At 49.7% G+C, this 19,815-nt stretch carries 18 protein-coding genes; 1 reads left to right on the forward strand and 17 read right to left on the reverse strand.

The genetic code is table 11. The features are described 5' to 3' along the window. The 17 genes from BR04_RS04045 to BR04_RS04125 form a co-directional block, all read right to left on the reverse strand. The coding region (locus BR04_RS04045; protein ID WP_496354900.1) for a transposase at positions 1–143 on the reverse strand (143 nt) is incomplete at its 3' end. A 127-nt stretch (positions 144–270) separates the two neighbouring features. Then, positions 271–1,419, reverse strand: coding sequence for a non-hydrolyzing UDP-N-acetylglucosamine 2-epimerase (wecB, locus tag BR04_RS04050; RefSeq protein ID WP_496354712.1), 1,149 nt, complete (start codon positions 1,417–1,419; stop codon positions 271–273). Between the two features lie 30 nt (positions 1,420–1,449). Then, the gene (locus tag BR04_RS04055) at positions 1,450–2,568 is read right to left on the reverse strand and encodes a glycosyltransferase family protein (protein ID WP_496354713.1); all 1,119 of its coding nucleotides are present in this window, start codon (positions 2,566–2,568) and stop codon (positions 1,450–1,452) included. A 66-nt stretch (positions 2,569–2,634) separates the two neighbouring features. Beyond that, complete coding sequence (locus BR04_RS04060) at positions 2,635–5,616, reverse strand: glycosyltransferase (RefSeq protein ID WP_496354714.1); 2,982 nt, start codon at positions 5,614–5,616, stop codon at positions 2,635–2,637. A 149-nt stretch (positions 5,617–5,765) separates the two neighbouring features. After that, the gene (locus tag BR04_RS04065; protein ID WP_496354715.1) at positions 5,766–7,133 is read right to left on the reverse strand and encodes an ABC transporter ATP-binding protein; all 1,368 of its coding nucleotides are present in this window, start codon (positions 7,131–7,133) and stop codon (positions 5,766–5,768) included. Further along, positions 7,123–8,058, reverse strand: coding sequence for an ABC transporter permease (locus BR04_RS04070; protein ID WP_496354716.1), 936 nt, complete (start codon positions 8,056–8,058; stop codon positions 7,123–7,125). The genes BR04_RS04065 and BR04_RS04070 overlap by 11 nt, the downstream gene beginning before the upstream one ends. Next, positions 8,055–8,630, reverse strand: coding sequence for a dTDP-4-dehydrorhamnose 3,5-epimerase (gene rfbC / locus BR04_RS04075; protein ID WP_496354717.1), 576 nt, complete (start codon positions 8,628–8,630; stop codon positions 8,055–8,057). The genes BR04_RS04070 and rfbC overlap by 4 nt, the downstream gene beginning before the upstream one ends. Further along, positions 8,630–9,511 (reverse strand): glucose-1-phosphate thymidylyltransferase RfbA, encoded by an 882-nt coding sequence (rfbA, locus tag BR04_RS04080; RefSeq protein ID WP_496354718.1) that lies wholly within the window; start codon positions 9,509–9,511, stop codon positions 8,630–8,632. Before rfbA ends, rfbC begins: the two co-directional genes overlap by 1 nt. Next, positions 9,508–10,404 carry a dTDP-4-dehydrorhamnose reductase gene (rfbD, locus tag BR04_RS04085; RefSeq protein ID WP_496354719.1) on the reverse strand — a complete coding sequence of 299 codons (897 nt, stop codon included), beginning with the start codon at positions 10,402–10,404 and terminating at the stop codon, positions 9,508–9,510. Before rfbD ends, rfbA begins: the two co-directional genes overlap by 4 nt. Positions 10,405–10,415: 11 nt before the next feature. Next, the gene (locus BR04_RS04090; RefSeq protein ID WP_496354720.1) at positions 10,416–11,342 is read right to left on the reverse strand and encodes a selenium metabolism-associated LysR family transcriptional regulator; all 927 of its coding nucleotides are present in this window, start codon (positions 11,340–11,342) and stop codon (positions 10,416–10,418) included. Between the two features lie 73 nt (positions 11,343–11,415). Next, a complete protein-coding gene (coaD, locus tag BR04_RS04095) occupies positions 11,416–11,925 on the reverse strand; it encodes a pantetheine-phosphate adenylyltransferase (protein WP_496354722.1) in 510 nt (169 codons plus the stop codon). A 96-nt stretch (positions 11,926–12,021) separates the two neighbouring features. Beyond that, complete coding sequence (gene rsmD, locus BR04_RS04100; protein WP_496354723.1) at positions 12,022–12,594, reverse strand: 16S rRNA (guanine(966)-N(2))-methyltransferase RsmD; 573 nt, start codon at positions 12,592–12,594, stop codon at positions 12,022–12,024. 3 nt (positions 12,595–12,597) lie between these two features. Continuing rightward, the gene (locus BR04_RS04105; RefSeq protein WP_496354724.1) at positions 12,598–13,923 is read right to left on the reverse strand and encodes a sigma-54-dependent transcriptional regulator; all 1,326 of its coding nucleotides are present in this window, start codon (positions 13,921–13,923) and stop codon (positions 12,598–12,600) included. 121 nt (positions 13,924–14,044) lie between these two features. Then, a complete protein-coding gene (locus BR04_RS04110; RefSeq protein WP_496354725.1) occupies positions 14,045–16,270 on the reverse strand; it encodes a sensor histidine kinase in 2,226 nt (741 codons plus the stop codon). Between the two features lie 17 nt (positions 16,271–16,287). Further along, entirely contained in the window at positions 16,288–16,905 is a 618-nt protein-coding gene (locus tag BR04_RS04115) for a DUF4390 domain-containing protein (RefSeq protein WP_496354726.1), read from the reverse strand. A 25-nt stretch (positions 16,906–16,930) separates the two neighbouring features. Continuing rightward, positions 16,931–17,653 carry an acyltransferase gene (locus BR04_RS04120; protein WP_496354727.1) on the reverse strand — a complete coding sequence of 241 codons (723 nt, stop codon included), beginning with the start codon at positions 17,651–17,653 and terminating at the stop codon, positions 16,931–16,933. A gap of 17 nt (positions 17,654–17,670) precedes the next feature. After that, on the reverse strand, positions 17,671–18,726 hold the full coding sequence (locus BR04_RS04125; protein ID WP_496354728.1) for a prenyltransferase/squalene oxidase repeat-containing protein: 1,056 nt from the start codon (positions 18,724–18,726) through the stop codon (positions 17,671–17,673). 230 nt (positions 18,727–18,956) lie between these two features. On the opposite strand from BR04_RS04125, the gene panC reads away from it, so the two are divergent. Beyond that, a complete protein-coding gene (gene panC, locus BR04_RS04130) occupies positions 18,957–19,808 on the forward strand; it encodes a pantoate--beta-alanine ligase (protein ID WP_496354729.1) in 852 nt (283 codons plus the stop codon). The last annotated feature ends 7 nt before the right edge of the window (positions 19,809–19,815 follow it).

The raw sequence follows: 19,815 nt of genomic DNA on the forward strand, positions 1-19,815 counted from the left end.
GGGATGCCCGCGCGGTACCGGTAAAGAACCGCCTCCACAAACAAGCGATTATCCCTGGCCGTACACCCGACATGGCCTTCCCGGCCTGGAAGCAAATCCCTGATCCGATCCCACTGATCATCTCTTAATCCATAACGTCTTATCATTGAAGGGTCCTCCCACAGCCCATCAACAGAAAAGCACAAAACCACCTCATTGTGAATCCGGAAAATTCTCAGCCGCACAATTGATGACACACCCTAGTTTTTGTCTGATTTTGAATTGTAATTTTCAGGGAAAAAGTTTTGTCAGAAAGTGAACAATTCGTTCACTGGCTTTCCCGTCTCCATAAGGATTGCTTATTTTTGACATATTTTCTCTTAAAGGTATATCAGAAAGAAGTCTTTGAACACTCTTGATGATAAGATTTGTATCTGTTCCTACCAAGGTAACGGTACCAGCCTTTAGGGCTTCGGGTCTTTCGGTCGTGTCACGCATGACCAGTACGGGCTTGCCCAGGCTGGGAGCTTCTTCCTGCACACCCCCACTGTCCGTCAGTAGAATCTGGGATTTGGACATGAGAAAGACAAAGGGCTGATATTCAAGTGGTCGAATGAGATCTACATTGGAGAGTCCTGAAAGAAGGCGATTTACAGGTTCCTGAACATTGGGATTGAGATGTACAGGATAGATAAAATGAACCGCTGGGTTGTTTTTGGCTAGCTGCTGGATGGCAATGCAGATATTTTCAAAACCTGTCCCAAAATTTTCTCTTCTGTGGCCTGTGATAAGTACAAAAGCTTTTTGGAGAATCGTGGTATCGTGAAGTCCTGCATCAACGAGTTTTTTTATGATAGAGGCACGCAGAGTGTTTGATGTTCTTATTTTTTCGACGGTTATGAGTAATGCATCAATAACGGTATTTCCTGTTACAATAATATTTTTTTGGGCAATACCTTCGGCAATCAGGCTGTTCATGTTGCATTGTGTTGGGGCGAAATGCCACTGGGCAAGTCGTGTCGTGAGTTGTCTGTTAGCTTCTTCTGGCCAGGGGGATGTGATATTTCCCGTTCTCAGTCCTGCTTCTACATGGCCTATCGGTATTTTTTGGTAAAATGCTGCAAGTGCGGTGGCGAAGCTGGTGCTGGTGTCTCCATGTACGAGAGCCAAATCCGGTTGGAAATCCATGAATACATCCCGCATACCTAACAGTACTCTCGCCGTCAGGTCATAAAGATCCTGCCCCTGTCTCATGAGATTCAGATCGTATTCTGGATGTATCTCAAAGGTATTGAGAACCTGATCCAGCATTTCCCTGTGCTGGGCTGTAACGCAGACCCTGGAGTCCAAATCTGGATTCATTTTGAGTTGCTTGACAAGGGGGGCCATTTTGATGGCTTCAGGGCGCGTTCCGAACGTCAGAAGAATTTTTTTTTTCATGCCTTATCCTATGGCAAGATCTGTAAGATCTTATTTCTTTTTTTGACAAAATAGCCGGGTGGCATCAAAGCGTGCTTCCCAAGTATTTTGGTTGCGGAACTGTATAATGTCGTATGGTTTATGCTTGAAATTCAAAGCCTTTATCGTAAGTTCCTTCAGATTTTGATGTCTGTCCATGATATAAACTCCGGGTTCATGACGGCGTAACATCATTTCCCCAAAAGCTGTGGACAGTACTGGAAGGCCCATTGCCCTGTACTCGTAATATTTGATGGGATCGACTGAATTTGTGAGTACTGTTTTTTTGAATGGAATCAGCCCAATTGAAAAGGTTTGCATGGCCTTAATGGCTTCTTTGTGCTCACACGCAGGCAGGATTTCAATGTTAACGGGGAGTGTTCGGGGTGGATAGTTATGAACAGGACCTATCAGGCAGATACGCATTTGTGGGTTGGCTAGAGCCAATTGATATACAAGATTCCAGTCAAACCATTTTCCAATGGTACCTATATAACCAAGTATTGGGCGGTTATTTTTTAGGTGGTTATTACTGTTGACAGGGGTTGGAAGTTCGTGAATACAAGCATTTAAAGCTTGTTGGCATGGGACGTTATGCGCTTGAAATTGTTTCATAAGAATTGTCGAGGATACCAATGTCAGGGATACATGATGAGCAATAGCTTGTTCGCGTCTTGCCATCATTATACGGGACCACCCAGTATAAAAGGCGGGAAAGTTATCCATTGCATCATAGAAAGAGTAGATATGTGGATATTTTTTGAGGGTGTACAAAGCCATTAGAGAAGGTTTACCTACGCCAATAGCAGTAATTTTTTTTTTCTGAATAAACGTATCAATCGCTTTTATTGCAGGCTGCCAGAATAAGTGATTTATATATGCTGAAAAGGGTAATGGTTCAATGGGTATAGCCTTTGGGGTAACTACGGAAAGCCATTCCGGTTTTTTTGTATTATGGCAAATATTTTTTGTGGCAAAATCTTTCAGGTCAGCGATTCTTGGAAATCGGGTTGGGTAAGGATCTATCCACAGTATTTCGCCATCATATTTTTTATGGAACCATGTTGCAAAATGGTGAGGCCTCTGGCTAAAATTTTCCCAATGAAGGGGTGAAAAATAGAGCAGTTTCATGTAGGCTTCTTTTCCTTTTGAGACTTACGCATAATCATCCCTGAATTTTGCGAGACTACCCATCTGTCATTCGTCTCTTTTATAGCTGTGAGGGATCCATGTACCCCATTTTTTTTCATAAATCGTTTTGTTTTTTTCAAAAAGAGCTTGTCTGTGTGTCTGTTTTATTTTGTCAAAAGAAGCTGAAAGGTGATGGTGGATAAAAACATCTTCTGCGCACATAATGCGTAGTCCTTTTTGCTCTATGCGTCGGCAATAATCGTCGTCTTCAAAGAAACCCAATCCAAACGCTTCATCCAGTGGCCCTATCAGTTCATAGACATGCCGTGGCATCATGACACAGAAAAAAGCAGCCGTTTTTAATTGAAAACGTTCTCCTATGTGATTTCGAGTATGATGGGCAGAAATTTCAAGCATGGTTTTTATGTCAGGATACTGAATATTGATTTTTGCCTGATTTCCAATGTTGTTGGTTACAGGACCTATGAGACCAATGGTTTTATCTGCTTTCAAATGCGAAAGCAGTGTGCGTATCCAGCCAGGAGTAACATAGGTATCGTTGTTGAGAAGTGTCAGATATTGGCCTTCAGCTATTGACAATCCTTGATTGTTGGCAGCAGCAAATCCTTTGTTGTCACTGTTTAGGATTATTTTTTTTGTAAATTCGGATTCTTTGTGTTGCCATTTTCTTAAAAAATCTGGCGTGGTGTCACTGGAAGCATTGTCCACAACGATAATTTCAAGTTTTTGATATTGACTGTGTTGTTCTATGCTAAAGAGACAGTCTTTGGTAAAATCAATGTTGTTGTATGTCACAACAATAATGCTGACAAGGGGATCCCTACTTGCTGATTCCGCTTCATGGATAAAGGCTTGGCAGCGATGGAGCCATGTTTGTTCAGAAGCAAATTTTTTTCGAGCATCTATATCTTGAATATTTTGTTTGGAGAGAGCGGATTCTATCATTTTCAAGAATTGATCTGTATTTTTTGCGCAATAAACGAGATTGTTAAATTCTTGTATTTCTGGAAGATCTACAGCGACAATAGGTTTTCCTGCGCTCATGTATTCATAAATTTTTACCGGATTTGTGGCAAGTGTTAGTGGGAGGATTTTGAAGGGGAGCAGGCAAACATCAAAGCTGTGGAGGTAGTACGGGAGTTCCTGATAAGAAACCTCACCAGTGAAGTGAACATTGGGGAGTAGTTTGAGCTTGTTGCTTGCACCGCAGGTATCGTTCCCGATTAGCAGTATGTAGGCATCGGAGAATTTTTTTGCTATAACTTCAAGAAGATCGATATCAAACCATTCTGCAATTGCCCCATAATACCCAATGATGGATTGTACTCTGGGGGCGTGGAATATTTTTTCCGGTTTTTTTGAGAAAAAATTATATTCACAGGCGTTCCTGATGATAACGCAGTGTTTTGCATGAGGCCCAATCCGATCTTTCAGCCATGTGGATGTAACGATGGTGGCATCAGCATGTGCTATCAAATATTCTTCTGATTTTATGAGGCTGGCATGGTTATTTCCAAAGCCATCGTGGTAATCCATGCAGTCGTAAATTTGTCTGCTGTTGGGAAGAGACAGTGCAACATCAACCCAGAAAGGATGGTGGATTACAGAAATAACTGTTTGGGATTCTGACCAGTTAAGAACGTGGGACAGGCTCTTTTTCAGATTTTTTAAGGTGCTAAGATTTGGTGAAGATGCATAGATTACAGGCGCTTTGTCTGTGGTGAAAAGCTTGATTTGAAAAAGCATCCCTGAATCATCTAGTGATTCTATGTGACATCCATTTTGGCTGCTTTGTATAATTTCAGAAGATATATAGAAAACTCTTCTTCCTGTTGCAGCAAGGGCTTTTGCTATTTGTTGTGGGCGTTGGTTCCTAAAATTCCAGTCAATGACACCCCAGAAAAAATAATCGGGTTTTTCATTTGTTTGAGGTTGTTTTTTTATGTTTTGCAAAGATGCTTTATATGAGTTGACGGCATTGTGACGTTTTATATGACTTAATATGATATCGGTAAAATTTTTTATTCTTTTTTTATAGTGAGTTGGAACTAAATTCCGACAATGTTTTTTTGAGGAAGTAATGATGTTTTTTATTGATTTTTGATGATTTTTTTTTAAAAAAGTCCCCAAATGTCTTATTGGCAAAGTCATCTTCCAGCTGGTAGAGTTTTTAATTTCCACCAGATCTTTCGTTAATTTTGACACCTCATTTTTTAAATTTACGATTTTATTTTTTTTATCTGTAAGTTTTTCCTTTAAAGATGATATTTCGGTGTCTCGCTGTTGAACAGTTTTTTTCCATGCCTGAATAATTTCAGTGTCATTGATAGGTTCTTCAAAAATACCAGAGGGAAAATGTGGAAGATCACTATCTGAAGCTAAGGCAATCCAGTAAAGAGGGGATCTGATACCTGTGGTTTTTGAAATCGCATTATTTTTTTTACCCAAAAAGAGGTTCTGTGTTTTTTTGTTTTCTGAAAAGATACCGGAACCATAAAAAATTTTTTGCCCATAATATGTTGTTTTTTTGAAAGTGTTATTTAAAAGATTTTTAAAATCGTTTTCATAGAGTTCTTTTACGTGATAAGGATTTTGATAATTATAACGATCTGAATATTCATACTTATCAGGTGATGATATTAGTAAGACACCATCAGGTTTTAAGATACGTCGAATTTCGGAGAGCATTTTTTCATGCTGGTCATGATGCTCAATTGTTTCAAAGCTTATAACAATGTCAATGCTTTTATCGGGTAAAGGAATGGCTGCGCAGCTGCCTGTTATATATTCTAAATTATTTTTTTGATAGGTGCTGCTAGCATGTTCAATAACGGATTTGTCAATATCGATGCCAATAACTTTGTCCGCAGCATCTGCTAACAGTGAAGATCCATAGCCTTCCCCGCATGCAATATCTACCACGGTTTTTTTATGGACGATTTCTAATGCCTGATAATATCTGTGCAAGTGTTCAATTTCTATATTACCGTTTAGTCCAGGTATAAACCGCTCCCCAGTGAAATCCATATCATCTTCTTTCTTTATAGATTTTAGGCTCGTACTTGTTTCAGTTTGTGCTGGATGTTACTGATACGTTCATTTTTTATCCGATGTAGAGAGCCGGATTTTTTGAACATACCTGAAAGGTCAGTTGTCTGTCGAGCGAGTTATGAACATCATTGCTGATGTTTATTGTTTTTGGAAATGGATATATTTTTCATAGGGATTCCGATAAGCCCTCCTGCAACACTTGTGGATTCCGATTTGAATAAAACGGCATCATGTATCCAGTGGTGCTGGATATGGTTTTCCTGCGAACCATCAGCAATTGCAACATTGACTGAATAGGTGCCATAGGTAAGTCTTGGCATCATGAATTCAAAGATTCCTACGATGATATCGTTTCTGTTACATCTGACAGGGCTATCAATGGTTGTTAAATATGAGTTATCCCCAAACAGATTTTGGCCTAATCGATCTTTTATTGAAAACCCAATAATAGGAGAAGTAAGCGGTTCAGAAACATTCGCCTCAATTTTTAAGAGGACTTCTTCACCCCCCACAATCCATGAGAGTGGGTTTTTATTTCTATCAAGAAAATTGACAGATATAATTTGGGCTGCTCCTTTACCAAAAGATGGGGCTTTAGGGTCAAATTCAAATATTTTCAAATCGTTACGAAGGTTTGTTGCGTTGATGAAATCTTGACGCTGGTCTTTGAGTATATCTGAAGAGAATTGTTCTGGTTTTATTTTCAGGCGTGTTGTCGTGCTTTTACCCTGCTGGGCCTCATAAAAAGCTTCCAGATATTTTTCGCTGACCTCTTTGGGATTTCCCTGATCCAGAACAGATCCCTTTTCAAGCCAGAGAGCTTTATTGCATAAGCTTTTTATCGAACCAGTGTCATGGCTGACAAAGAGAACGGTTCCTTTTTCCATGAATTTGCGTAAAAAGCGCATGCATTTTTGTGTGAAAAAAGCATCGCCTACGGCAAGTGCCTCATCAATGACCAGAATATCTGCGCTTACATGTGCTATGACAGCAAAGGCCAAACGCACCATCATCCCGCTGGAGTACATCTTGACGGGCTGATCGATAAATTCCCCAATATCCGCAAAGGCAATGATTTCATCCAGGCGGTCATCGGTTTCCTGGCGGCTGAGCCCGAGAACTGCCGCATTCATGTAAACATTTTCTCTGCCCGTAAATTCAGGATTGAAGCCTGACCCCAGCTCAAGGAGGGCCGCAATCCGGCCACGGGTCTCTACAATCCCTGATGTGGGAGTCAGTGTGCCGCATATGATTTGAAGAAGGGTGGACTTTCCGCTTCCGTTCCTGCCGATGATGCCTACGGTTTCACCTTTTTTGACTTCAAAGGAGATGTCCTGGAGTGCCCAGAATTCTTTGAAGTAATTGCAGGGTGTTCGTCTTAAGATGCGACGCAGGCGGGGCAGTATAAATTGTTTGAGGCGGTCTCCTGGTTTTTCATATATATGATAGCATTTGCTCAAATTCTGCACTTTTATGGCAATATCAGAGGACATCTGCAAAACCCTTTCTTGTCTTCTGAAACCATATGAAACCCAACCAGGCAACAAGACTTGCGACGGCCGTGTAGATACCCAACCCTGACCAGTTTGGAAGGTTGCCCCAGATAATCACCTCTCTGGCCTGTTCAATGATGAATGTGAGGGGATTCATCATGAGCCACATCTGAAATCTTTCCGGGAGCGCTGTGATGGGGTAGAAAACTGGCGCAAGAAAAAGAAGAATGGTTGTGAGAATGGTGATGAGTTGTCCGATGTCTCTCAGAAACACGCCGATGGATGCCAGGATCCATGCGAAGCCTATGGTGAGCAGTACAAGGGGAAAGAGTACGAGAGGGGTCAGGATGATGGTCCAGTGCAGATAGCCATTAAAAAGTATAAATGCCACAATGAGAACGCAAAGGCTTATAACAGCTTGGAATAAGGCGGTTATTAAAGAAACAATGGGAAGAATCTCAAGGGGAAAAACAACTTTTTTAACAAAATTTACATTGCCAAGGATGATGGCTGGGGCACGATTCAGTACTTCCGCAAAAAGTCCATGTACGATGAGACCTGTAAAGAGAACAACGGCAAACTGGGTTCTGCTCTCGTCCGTGGTGACTCCCCATCGGGCTTTAAAGACAACCGAAAAAACAAAAGTATAAACGGCCAGCATGAGTAGGGGGTTGATGAAGGACCAAGCCAGGCCGAGGAGGGAGCCTTTGTAACGGCTTGTAATTTCTCGCCAGCTCATTTGTAGAACAAGCCGGTGGTGACGGGAGGTGGATAGGATAAGCGCCCAGGGAGAAATGGGGGCGTTTGCATGCGGATTATGCATATGGGCCATTAAAAGCCTCTTCGTTTCTCTAGGAGATAGAATAGAATAAGGAAAGGGTTTTCCCTTTCCTTTTGGTTTGAAAAGGTTGTGATGGATACTCATGTGTTCAGAAAAAGATCTGCTGTATATAGAGGTACAGACGTGGCATCTTTTTCTGAGACCAGAGGTTGGCCTATGTCCGGAACCGGCCAGTGAATATCAAGCTCCGGGTCATTCCAGACGATGGCTCTTTCGCATTCTCTGGCATAATAGGCCGTTGTTTTATACAGAAAATGCGTATCCTGTTCAAGGGCCATGAAGCCATGGGCAAAGCCCTCAGGAATCCAGAGCATTTTTTTGTTTCGGGCGCTGAGTTCCATACCGACCCACTGGCCAAAGGTGGGAGCATTTTTCCTTATATCCACCGCAACATCAAAGGCGGCTCCCTGAACCACCCGGATCAGCTTTCCCTGGGCATGGGGAGGGAGCTGGTAGTGCAGTCCCCGGAGAACTCCTTTATGGGACAGGGAGTGGTTATCCTGAACAAAAGAACCGGGAACCGGCAGGCCCAGTTTTTTTAATTCCTGATGAAAACGATATTCGTTAAAGCTTTCCATGAACCAGCCCCGCTCATCCTCAAAAACAGCGGGTTCGATGATGACAATATCCGGGATACGCGCTGAAGTGAGTTTCATCAGGTTTTTTCCCGTAACAATTGCAGCAGATATTGCCCATAGCCTGTTTTTTGAAGGCGAGTGGCCTGTTCCGATAAGGCTTTTGCACTGAGCCAGCCTTTGTTGAAGGCGATTTCTTCCAGGCAGGCTACCTTGAGTCCCTGGCGTTGTTCGATGGTGTGAACGAACTGTCCTGCCTCCAGCAGGGACTCGTGGGTACCCGTATCCAGCCAGGCAAAGCCCCTTCCCAGAAGCTCCACGCAAAGGCTTTGATCTTCCATGTAGAAACGATTGATGTCAGTGATTTCCAGCTCCCCCCTGGCCGAAGGCCGGATGGATTTGGCCACATCCACGACGCGATTATCATAGAAATAAAGGCCTGTCACGGCATAACTGGATTTGGGCTGAAGGGGTTTTTCCTCAATGCTGATGGCTTTTCCATCCGTGTCAAAGGCCACCACGCCAAAGCGTTCCGGATCGGAAACATGGTAGCCGAAGATGGTGGCCCCTTCGCTGCGTTCTGAGGCGGCTTTAAGTTTTGCGGAAAAATGCTGGCCGTAAAAGATATTGTCCCCAAGGATAAGGCAGCAGGGATCCTTAGCGATAAACCTCTCACCAATGAGAAAGGCCTGGGCCAGACCATCGGGAGAGGGCTGTTCTGCATACTGGAGATCTAATCCGAAGCGGGAGCCGTCTCCCAGGAGTTTCTGGTATCCGGGAAGATCTTCCGGTGTTGAAATAACAAGGATTTCCCGTATATCCGCCAGCATGAGCACGGAGAGGGGGTAGTAGATCATGGGTTTGTCATAGATGGGCAGGAGCTGTTTGGAGACACCCAGGGTAATGGGATGCAGGCGGGTTCCGGAACCGCCTGCCAGAATGATGCCTTTACGTCTGTTCATAAGACTCCTGTTATGTCCTGGATCATACGGTGCACGCCGTCCTGCCAGGAAGGAAGGTGCAGGCCAAAGCGTGTTTCAAGTTTCTGGGTATTGAGTCTGGAGTTGAGGGGCCTTTGGGCCGGGGTGGGGTAGGCGCTTGTGGGAATGGGACGAATCTCTTTGACGGTGAGGACGTCACCGGCTTCCCTGGCCTTTTCCACGACAAAGGAGGCGTAGCGATGCCAGGAGGTGGTACCGGAAGGAGCGAGGTGGTACAGCCCGCTGAGGGTTTCATCCTTCAGGGCACTTCTCAGGCAATGGGCCGTTACATCGGCGATGAGATCCGCTCCTGCGGGGACTCCCACCTGATCCTCAATCACCTGGAGAACTTCTCTTTCCCGTGCAAGCCTCAGCATGGTTTTGGCAAAATTGCTGCCACGACGGGCATAGACCCAGCTTGTCCGGAAGATGAGGTGTCTGCACCCCGAGAGCCTGATGGCTTCATCCCCCTGGAGTTTGCTTTTTCCGTAATGATTTAAGGGCCCGGTGGGGGCTGTTTCCGTCCAGGGAAGATGACCGCTGCCGTCATACACATAATCGCTGGAGTAATGGATCAGCCAGCCGTTCAGACGGCGCATTTCTTCTGCCAGGATGGCGGGAGCCAGACCGTTGATCCGGGTTGCCGCCTCTTTTTCTTCTTCAGCCTTGTCCACAGCCGTCCAGGCGGCGGCGTTGACGGTAACATCGGGTTTCAGGGTGCGAAGGGTACGGCGAAGGCCTTCCTGATCCTGAAGATTGCCGCAAAGATCACCGCAGTCGTCCAGATCCAGAGCAACCAGGGATCCAAGGGGAGCCAGGGCCCGTTGCAGCTCCCAGCCCACCTGTCCGTTTTTTCCCAAAAGCAGAATTCTCATGGGGAGCTCCTTTACGGGGTATCCTGGATAAAGGGGGAGCTTGTCAGCTGGTACACTTCCTGAATATAGCGGATAAAGGCCTGGCAGAGGGGGGAAGGGGTGCGATCCTTGTGCCGGGTGAGGTAGAAATTCCGGCGAAGATCCGCGCCTTCCACCTTCAGGGCAAAGAGGCGGCCCGAGGCCAGCTCTTCTTCCACGGCCACAGGTGAGAGGATGGAGACCCCCAGGCCACTTTTGATGCCCTGAATGACGGCCTGGGTGTTGCCCATTTCTGCCACAATACGAAAATCATCAATGGAAAGCCCTAAGGTTTTCAGGTGACCTGCAAGGGCCTGGCGGGTACCGGAACCTCTTTCCCGCAGAATAAAAGGTTCTTTTTTGAGGCTTTCCATATCAATGCTTTCCCGGCCTGCCCAGGGGTGCTTCGGCGGTACGACCAGACACATCACATCTTCCAGCAGGCAGGTCTGTTCTGCCCTGCGATCCGTACTGAGGGCACCCACCACACCCAGTTCCAGACCACCGGAAAGGGTTTCTGCAAGAATCTGTTCGCTGTCCCCGATCTCCAGGGAAAGGGTGACATCCGGATAGCGTTCCGCAAAGCTGCCGATGAGTTTGGGGAGGATATAGGCCCCCGGAATGGTACTGCCGCCTACCACAAAGCGTCCCCGTATGGAGCCCTGGAATTCCGCCATGGCGGCCTCGGTTTCTTCCTTCAGTTGCAGCATGCGTCGGGCGTGTTGGTAGAGAAGACTTCCCGCACGGGTGGGGACGGCCTCCTTGCCGAGTCTGTCAATGAGCCTGCATCCGAAGTGGCTTTCCAGATCCCGGATATGGCTGCTGATGGTGGGCTGGGAGAGGTGCACGGCTTTTCCTGCTTTGGAAAAGCTTTTGCGCTCCACCACCTTGCAGAAGATATTGAGCTGCCATAAATCCATATGTTTATCCTGGCTGACGGATACGCCGCCCTATGGCGTCAGAAGGAGATACCGTTCTGTCCGCCCTGTGTGGTTATTTTTCAGGCCGGATCCATCCGGCGGTTTCCATTTTTTCCTTCAGACGCTGATGAACGAGGGGACTGACCATTCCGGAAATATCCCCACCAAAACGGGCAGCCTCCTTGATGATGGAAGAGCTGGTGAAAATCCAGCGAAGACCCGTAATGAGAAAAACGGTCTGGATGTCCCGGTTGAGGCGCCGGTTCATCATGGCCATCTGGAATTCGCTCTCAAAATCACCCATGGCCCGCATCCCCCGCACAATGGCCCTGGCTCCCCTTTTTTCCGCATAATCCACAAGAAGTCCGTCAAAGCTGTCCACTTCAATACGGTCTCTGTAATCCCCAAGGCTTTCCCGGATCAGCTCCTTTCTTTCTTCCACGGTGAACAGTCCGGTTTTATTGGGATTGTGGAGAATGGCCACGATAACGGTGTCAAAAAGACCAAGGGCCCTTTCGATGATATCCGTATGACCGTTGGTGAGGGGATCAAAGGAACCGGGATAGATTGCGATGTTTTTCATAGGCATTCCGTATGGTTGAAACGATTATGGCTGCGTATGACAGTGTGAATTTTTTATATGAAAATGTGTGATGTCTAGTGCATCTTCTGCATAAAATCAATGTTCCTCCGGTGAATTTTCTTCTGTGGGCTTCAGGAACGCCAGCCGTGTATATCCGTAGATCCGCAGATCCAGGAGGGTAAAGCCCTGTATGGTGGACAGGGGGTCGTCTTCCGTGTGTTCGCAGACAAGAAGGCTGGCGGCATGGACAAGGCCACTGCTCTGAAGATGGGAAAGGGCGATGGCCGTGAGGCCTTTGCCATAGGGGGGATCCATGAAGATCAGATCAAAGGGGGCCTCATCCCGAAGGCAGCGGAGGTTTTTACGGATATCCCAGCGAAGAATGCGGCTTTCTTTTTCGAGTCCCAGGGTTTTGATGTTGTCGTGCAGGGCCTTCAGGGCTTCGGGATGCTGATCAATGAAAACCGCCTGTGCCGCGCCCCGGCTTAAGGCTTCGATTCCCAGGGCACCGGTGCCGGCAAAAAGATCCAGAACCCTGATACCCTGCATACGCTCCCAGCCCAGGATGGAAAAGAGACTTTCCCGGAGCCGGTCGCTGCTGGGCCGGGTGTCCATGCCCCGGGGAGCCTTGAGACAGCGGCTTTTGAAACGACCCGCAATGACACGCATGGCTCAGCTTTCCATCAGGCTGAGGAAGGTTGGAGTGTCCAGCCCGCAGGAGAGGGCTGCTTTTTCCACCTCGTTTTCATGGATGACCAGCTGCTTGCGCAGGTACAGCTGGGAAAAGAGACGCATGGCCGTTTCGTAGTCCCGCACAGCCATGGGATCCGGCCGGGTACTCAGGCCAAAGCCGATGGCCTTGAGGGATACGGGGGTGATGCAGGCCGTTTCTTCTGTAATGGCCAGCCTTTCCATGAGGTTTTTCAGTTCCCGCACATTTCCGGGCCAGTCATGACGACTCAGCCACTCCAGGGCTTCGGGGCTGATTTTTTTGGGGCTGGTTTTGCTGCGTATGGCGGCCTCGTCAAGGAAGAGGGCCGAGAGATCCGGAATATCCTGGCTGCGTTCCCGCAAGGGGGGGACGGTGACGGTCAGTACGGCAAGCCTGTAGTAGAGGTCTTCCCTGAAGTTTCCGAGACGGACTTCCTGCATCAGATCCCGGTTGGTGGCCGCGATGATGCGTACATCCACCGGGATCTCCCGGCTGCCCCGGGTGCGGTGAAAGTGACCATCCTCCAGAAAACGAAGAAGGTGGCCCTGGGCGGCTAAAGGAAGATCCGCCACCTGATCCAGGAAGAGACTGCCCTTGTGGGCCATTTCCACACTGCCCTTGTGCATGGGCGAGACCCCGGCGTCCCTTTCCTGGCCAAAGAGTTCCACTTCCACATGATCCGGAGAAAAGGCGGCACAGTTGACACAGATCAGGGCTTCTTCGGAACGGTTGCTGAGCTGGTGCAGACTGCGGGCCACCAGTTCCTTGCCCGTACCGTTTTCTCCAAGAATCAGTGCCGGGACGCCACTGGCCGCGGCCTGAAAAATCTGAAGGCGCAGCTGCTGTACGGCGGGAGAATGGCCTGTGATGGCATGACGATCCAGATTTTTTTTCTTGAGAAAACGGTTTTCCTCTTCCAGTCTCCGGAAGTGCAGGGCGTTGTGGATGGTGATCAGAACCTTGTCAATGGAAAGGGGCTTTTCGATGAAGTCGAAGGCACCGCATTTGGTGGCGGTAACCGCGGTATCAATGGTGCCGTGGCCTGTAATCATGATGACGGGCAGATGGGCTTCCATGCGCCGGATTTCCTTGAGGGTGTCGATGCCGTCCATGCCCGGCATCCAGATGTCCAGCAGTACCAGATCCGGAAGGTCTTCCTCGATTTTTTTCAGGGCTTCAAAACCATTGGATGCGGTACGGATGTCAAAACCCTCATCCTGAAGCAGACCGCTCAGGGCCTGAAGGATGCCGGGTTCATCATCAACAATGAGCAGGGTTGGAAACATGGGGCGCTTCTCCTTGGGACACCGGGTAAACATCTTAGACTGGGGCCTCATACCACAGGAGAGGGGGACAGGTAAATCCCGAAACGATGTGATCCTGGCCTGATACCGGACAGGGGAAGGGTCAGGCCGTTTTATTCTGGAGCAGGGGGTAGTCAATGCGGAAGCAGGCTCCCGAGGGCTGGTTGTCGAGAACCACAATGCTGGCCTGGTGTTCGGCAACAATGGAATTGACAATGGCAAGCCCCAATCCCGTGCCGCTGCTTTTGGTGGAGTAATAGGGTTCAAAGAGGCGGATTTTTTCTTCAGGCCCGATGCCGGGCCCTGTGTCCCTTACCTCAAGACGGAGAACCCGGCTGTCTTCGGGGTGCAGGAGAAAAATTTCAATGCAGCCCTTTTCCGTGATGGCAGATGCGGCATTGTCCAGGAGATTCAGGATGAGTTGGCGGCTCTGCTGGGGATCAAGGAGAATTTCGGGAAGTTTTTCTGCCATGTGCAGATGAAAGGTGATGTCCGGGTGCATCTCACGGAAGGAGGCAACCGAGTCTGCCACAATGGGATCCAGGCGTCCGGCTTGCAGGCGTGCGGCAGGGAAGCGGGCATATTTGGCAAACTCATTGACGAGGTTGCGTATCACTTCCACATGATCCACGATGATGCGGGTGCATTCATCGAAAATGGGGTCTTGCAGCATGTCCCTGTACCTTCTGCGCAGTCTCTGGGCGGAGAGGGAAAGGGGGGTCAGGGGATTTTTCACTTCATGGGCAATGCGCCGGGCCACCTCCCGCCATGCGGCCATGCGCTGGGCCCTTTCCAGTTCCGTCACATCATCAAACACCATGACCGTGCCCATGCGTTTGCCCCTGTCGTCCATGAGGGGGGAAAAGTGGGTGAGAAAGTTTCTGGGCTGACCGGATACGGTGAGGCTCAAAGGGATTTCCACATCCGTCTGGGCATCTTGCAGTCTTTGTTCCAGGGTTTCGGCCAGAGTACGGTAATTTTCAGGAATGGCCCGTTTATACGGACGTTTAATGAGATTTTCTGCGGAAAGATGCAGCATTTTTTCCGCAGAAGGATTGATGGTGGTGACCACCCCTGCCGAGTTAAAGGAAATCACCCCTGCGGAGACATGTTTCAGAATGGTTTCGATATAGCGCCGTCTTTCTTCAATTTCACTGTTCTGCTGGCGGAGCATCCTTGCGGAAAGGGACAGCTGCTCCTGTCCCATATGCAGATCCCGCGTCATGCGGTTGAAGGATTCCACCAGAATACCGATTTCATCATCCCCTGCCGGAGCGATCTGGAACTGCAGGTCTCCCTCCGTGATGCGGCGGGTGGCTTCTGCGAGATCCATGATGGGGGTGGTGATGGTACGTGCCAGATAAAAGGCGAACCAGATGGCACAGAACAGTACAAGGAGGGCCACAATGGTCAGAGCCAGGTAATAGATCTGCTGCACGGGCTGCTTGAGCAGTTTGACCTGTTTGTATTCACTGCTGCCCTGGGTGATGGCGCTGAGGTTGTGGATCAGGGCGGTGGGGATGCGTCTTCCCATCACCAGATACCCCCGGATGGCTTTTCCGGAGGCGTTGTAGGGAATGGTGCTGATGGTACGGATCAGTTCTCCGGTAAGAATGATATCCGTGATATCCCGCGTGGCGTCTTCACCTCCAGGGGTAAGCAGTTCTGACGGCGGCAGGGGGGACAGACCTGCGTCCAGATCCCCGGCCTTATGGGAAAACCAGATGTCCCCTTCGGGGCCATGGATATCCAGCGTATCCAGCGGCAGGCTTTCCAGCCGTTTTCCCGCATAGATGCGGATTCGGCTCTGGGCTGAGGGATCCATCAGGTGGCGCTGGTCGATTTCATTTGCCGTCTGGCGGAGGAAAAAGCGGGTGTCTTCCGTGGTCTGGGTATACAGTTGACGTCCTACGGAAATGGCATTTTCCAGGGCCTGTTCCACAGGAACATTGAACCAGAAGGCGATGCTGGTGGAAATGAAGTTGATGGAAAAAATAAAAAGGATGGTTGTGGGCAGCAGGGTGAGGGTGACAAAGGCAATGAGCAGACGGGTGCGGAGTTTGGTGCCGGGGGCTCTCTGCCTGCGGTCAAAATAGAGTTTGGTGAGGTTGCGGAAAACGAGAAAGATCAGCAGCAGCAGCAGGAGCAGGTTGATGTTGATAATGGCAAACATCAGAATGGTGTGGGAAAGGGGAAAGTCTGCCCCGAAATCCAGAAAGCGGGTTTCCGCAAAGGTCAGCAGGGCCACCAGGGGAGCGATGGCAAGGATGATGACCAGTTCCCGTTTGCGTCGTTTTCTTTCCTCAGTGTGGGCCTGCGGGGTGGGCATGGGCAGATCTCCCGGGATCAGAAGATAAAGTCGATACTGTACCAGTCCGTTTCAAAATCCCAGAAAGCAAGGAAAAAAAGAATATGGTGCAGATAGAGGGGCAGGGTCAGCTCACCGAGCTTGGCCTTGGCCCGGAGGCGGTATTCCTTTCCCTTTTCCATGACCACATGGTCGGCGATGGAAAGGTTGGAGAGGGTGCACATCTGTTTCTGGGCATCCTGAAAATCGGTGGAGATATGGGGGGTAAAGCCCTCCCAGGAGCGTGTCACCGTATAGTTTTCCCGTATGGCGTTGTAGCGGATGGTGTGGGTGACGGTGATATCCGAAAGGGTCTTGGCGGGGCGGAAACTCCGGGGGGCTTCCAGAACGAGAAAGTAGGAGAAGGTGACCGGTACCCCGCTTTTGACGGCGGCCTCAATTTCAGGAGTGAAGGCGCCTTCTGTCCGCAGATGCACCGTCATGGAATCATTCTGGGAGGACAGGATGAGATTGCTGATGACGGCGCCTTCGGCGCGGATGGCCGTTGGCCAGAAAAGGGAGGAAAAAAGAAGAAATAGGCATACCGCCAGGACAGCCCTATGGGCGGTACCTCCTGAAAAACGTCTGGATGGAGCCATGGCGGGGGGGACGGTCATGGAGGGGTTCCTGCTTTTTCCGGAATCAGTCCTGGGAGCGGGGGGCAATGAGGGAGCGCAGCCAGCCGAAAACGGTGTTGCCGCGTAAAAGATCCCTGTCCAGAAGATCAAACTGTCGGCCGATTTCCTTTGGGTCGGAGAGCCAGTCCCCCCGCGTGATGAGGGTGCGGTCTGGATCGAGGCTTCGCAGTACCTTGGCGGGATTGCCTGCGGCGATGCAGTTCTCAGGGATATCCTTTGTCACCACACTGCCTGCACCAATAATGCTGTTTTTGCCGATGGTCACTCCCTTGCAGACGATGGTACTGTCCCCCAGCCAGACGTTTTCTCCGATGATGACGGGTCGGGTAATGCCGATGGGCATGGAACGGTCATAGATGTCATGCCAGTCTGCATCCGTGATATAGACCCCGTTCGCCAGCATGGTGTTGGCACCGATCACGATTTTTTCGGCGGCGCTGATGCGGCTTCCGGGACAGATCAGGCAGTAGTCGCCAATTTCAATGCCGTGGATATCCTTTTTGTCATTCCACACGCAGAGGCGGACACGGGCGTCCGGGCTGGCGATGAGGGTGGTGTAGCTTCCCACCCGTACCGGGCCGCCAAAGACTTCCACATACCAGGGTTTGATGGCATGGATGCCACGGCCTAAGGACTCAAATTCCGGTTTGAGAAATTTTTTTAAGTAAAATTTCTGGAAACCGATGTAGGCTTTTTTAATAAAATAGGGGCGGTGATCCTTACGCAAGGGAAACCTCGTTATGTTTAAAAACCATCCACAACAACGCCATAGGGATTCTGGGCCCAGAAAGCATGGTCAAAGAGATCGCCCGCAGGGGTGATGCCATACAGTGCGTCGGCGGCCATGAGTACCACGGCATTGGTCCAGGTGAGTTTGTCCTCGGGCCAGATCACCATGTCCGGAAAGGTGAAGCCGCACCAGAAGGAGCCGTCTTCATAGCGACGATCCAGAATCCAGTTGAAGACGATGCGGGCCTGGGAGGGATTGCCCATGGCGGCCAGGGCGAGTACCAGCTCCGAGGTTTCCGCCATGGTTACCCAGGGGTTGTCCGATACGCAGCGTACTCCCAGGCCTTCCACCATGAATTTTTTCCAATATTTTTCCATGCGGCGCTGGGCTTCCGTTCCGGAGAGGGCACCGCAGAGTACGGGATAGAACCAGTCCATGGAGTAGCGGGATTTGGAGACATTGAAGACATGCCGTCTGTGGCGTATGGCATGTCCCAGTTTTGAGAGGGCCGCCTGCCAGAGAGGGCGTTTTTTTTCCAGAATGGCCGCAAGGGCACAGGCACACTTGAGGCTCATGAAAATGGCGCTGGAGCCGGTGAGCAGGCACATGGGGTCGGTCTTGCCTTCAGGGCTTTTGGCCCACCAGATTTCTCCGTCCGGAGACTGCATTTCCAGGATGAAATTCATGGCCCTTTCCAGCATGGGCCAGGAAGCGGCAAGAAATTCCCTGTCCTGGTGGAGTCGCCAGTCGTGGAAAAGACCAACGGCAATGTAGGCGGTCATGTTGGTATCCTGGGTGCGATCATCGGGGATACCATTTTTATAGGAGGCGTACCAGGCTCCGTTTTCAAGCTGCTGGGCCGCAAGCCAGGCAAAGCCTTTCCGGGCTGCATGGTGATGCCCTGCAATGGCAAGCCCCATGATGGATTCCACCATGTCCCAGGGATCGGTTTTTTCTCCCCCGCACCAGGGAATTTCTCCGGAATCCCGCTGGGTCTTCAGGATGCTTTCCCCCACAGCCCGGATATCCAGGGAAAGGGGCAGCGTGTCCTTTGCCGTTTTAACTTCCATATCCGAATCCTTTGCACATCGCCGGAAAAGGGTGATCGAAAAACATGACTGGGACGCATGGGCTTCCACGATAAAAACAGAGTTGACCCATAACAAAAAAAAGGAAGTGCTGCAATGAATTAAGGCTGCGGTCTCGGGCTGGAAGGATTCATTGTTGCGTTGACTTTTCCGTCGGCCTGCACTAATCAATACATCTTGATGTATGAATCTTTTGACCCTCGGGAGGTTTCATGGAAATCCATCAGGCAGTCGCTGCCATGCAGGCCCGGGCCCTGGAATGGAAAAAAGAAGGCCGCAGCATCGGTTTTGTGCCCACCATGGGCTTTCTCCATGAGGGCCATCTGTCCCTCATGGACATTGCGGCCCGCAATGCAGATCGGGTGGTGGTCAGTATCTTTGTCAATCCCACCCAGTTTGGTCCGACGGAAGATCTGGCGGCCTATCCCAGGAATCTGGAAAGGGATCTGGCCCTCTGCCGGGAAAAGGGTGTGGCCGCTGTGTTCACGCCGGAGCCGGAGGACATGTACGGCCCGGACTACCAGAGCTATGTGACCCTGGAAAAGCTTCCTCACCATCTCTGCGGACTTTCCCGGCCCGTGCATTTCCGGGGGGTGGCAACCGTGGTGAGCAAACTGTTCAATATGGTGCTGCCTGATGTGGCGGTTTTTGGGGAAAAGGATTTTCAGCAGCTTGCCGTGATCCGGAGGCTGGTCAAGGATCTCAATTTCCCCGTCCGGATTCTTGGCGGGCCCATTGTGCGGGAGTCCGACGGTCTGGCCATGAGTTCCCGGAACACCTACCTGTCTCCCGAAGAACGGGCTTCGGGCTTAAGCCTTTCTCTGGCCCTCAGGGATGCGGCAGAACGGGTGGCCGGGGGGGAACGCTCTGCGGAGTGTCTTCGCAGGGAAGCGGAAAAAATTATTCTTTCCCATCCGTTTACGGAAATTGATTATATCGCCCTCTGCAATCCGGAGACCCTGGAAGGCGTGGAAACGATAGACGCTCCTGCCCTCATGGCCCTGGCGGTGAAGGTGGGCAAAACCCGACTGATCGATAATCAGGTGCTGCGGCCAGGAGTCTGAGCCCGGC

The sequence above is a fragment of the Desulfobotulus sapovorans DSM 2055 genome (assembly GCF_059569355.1).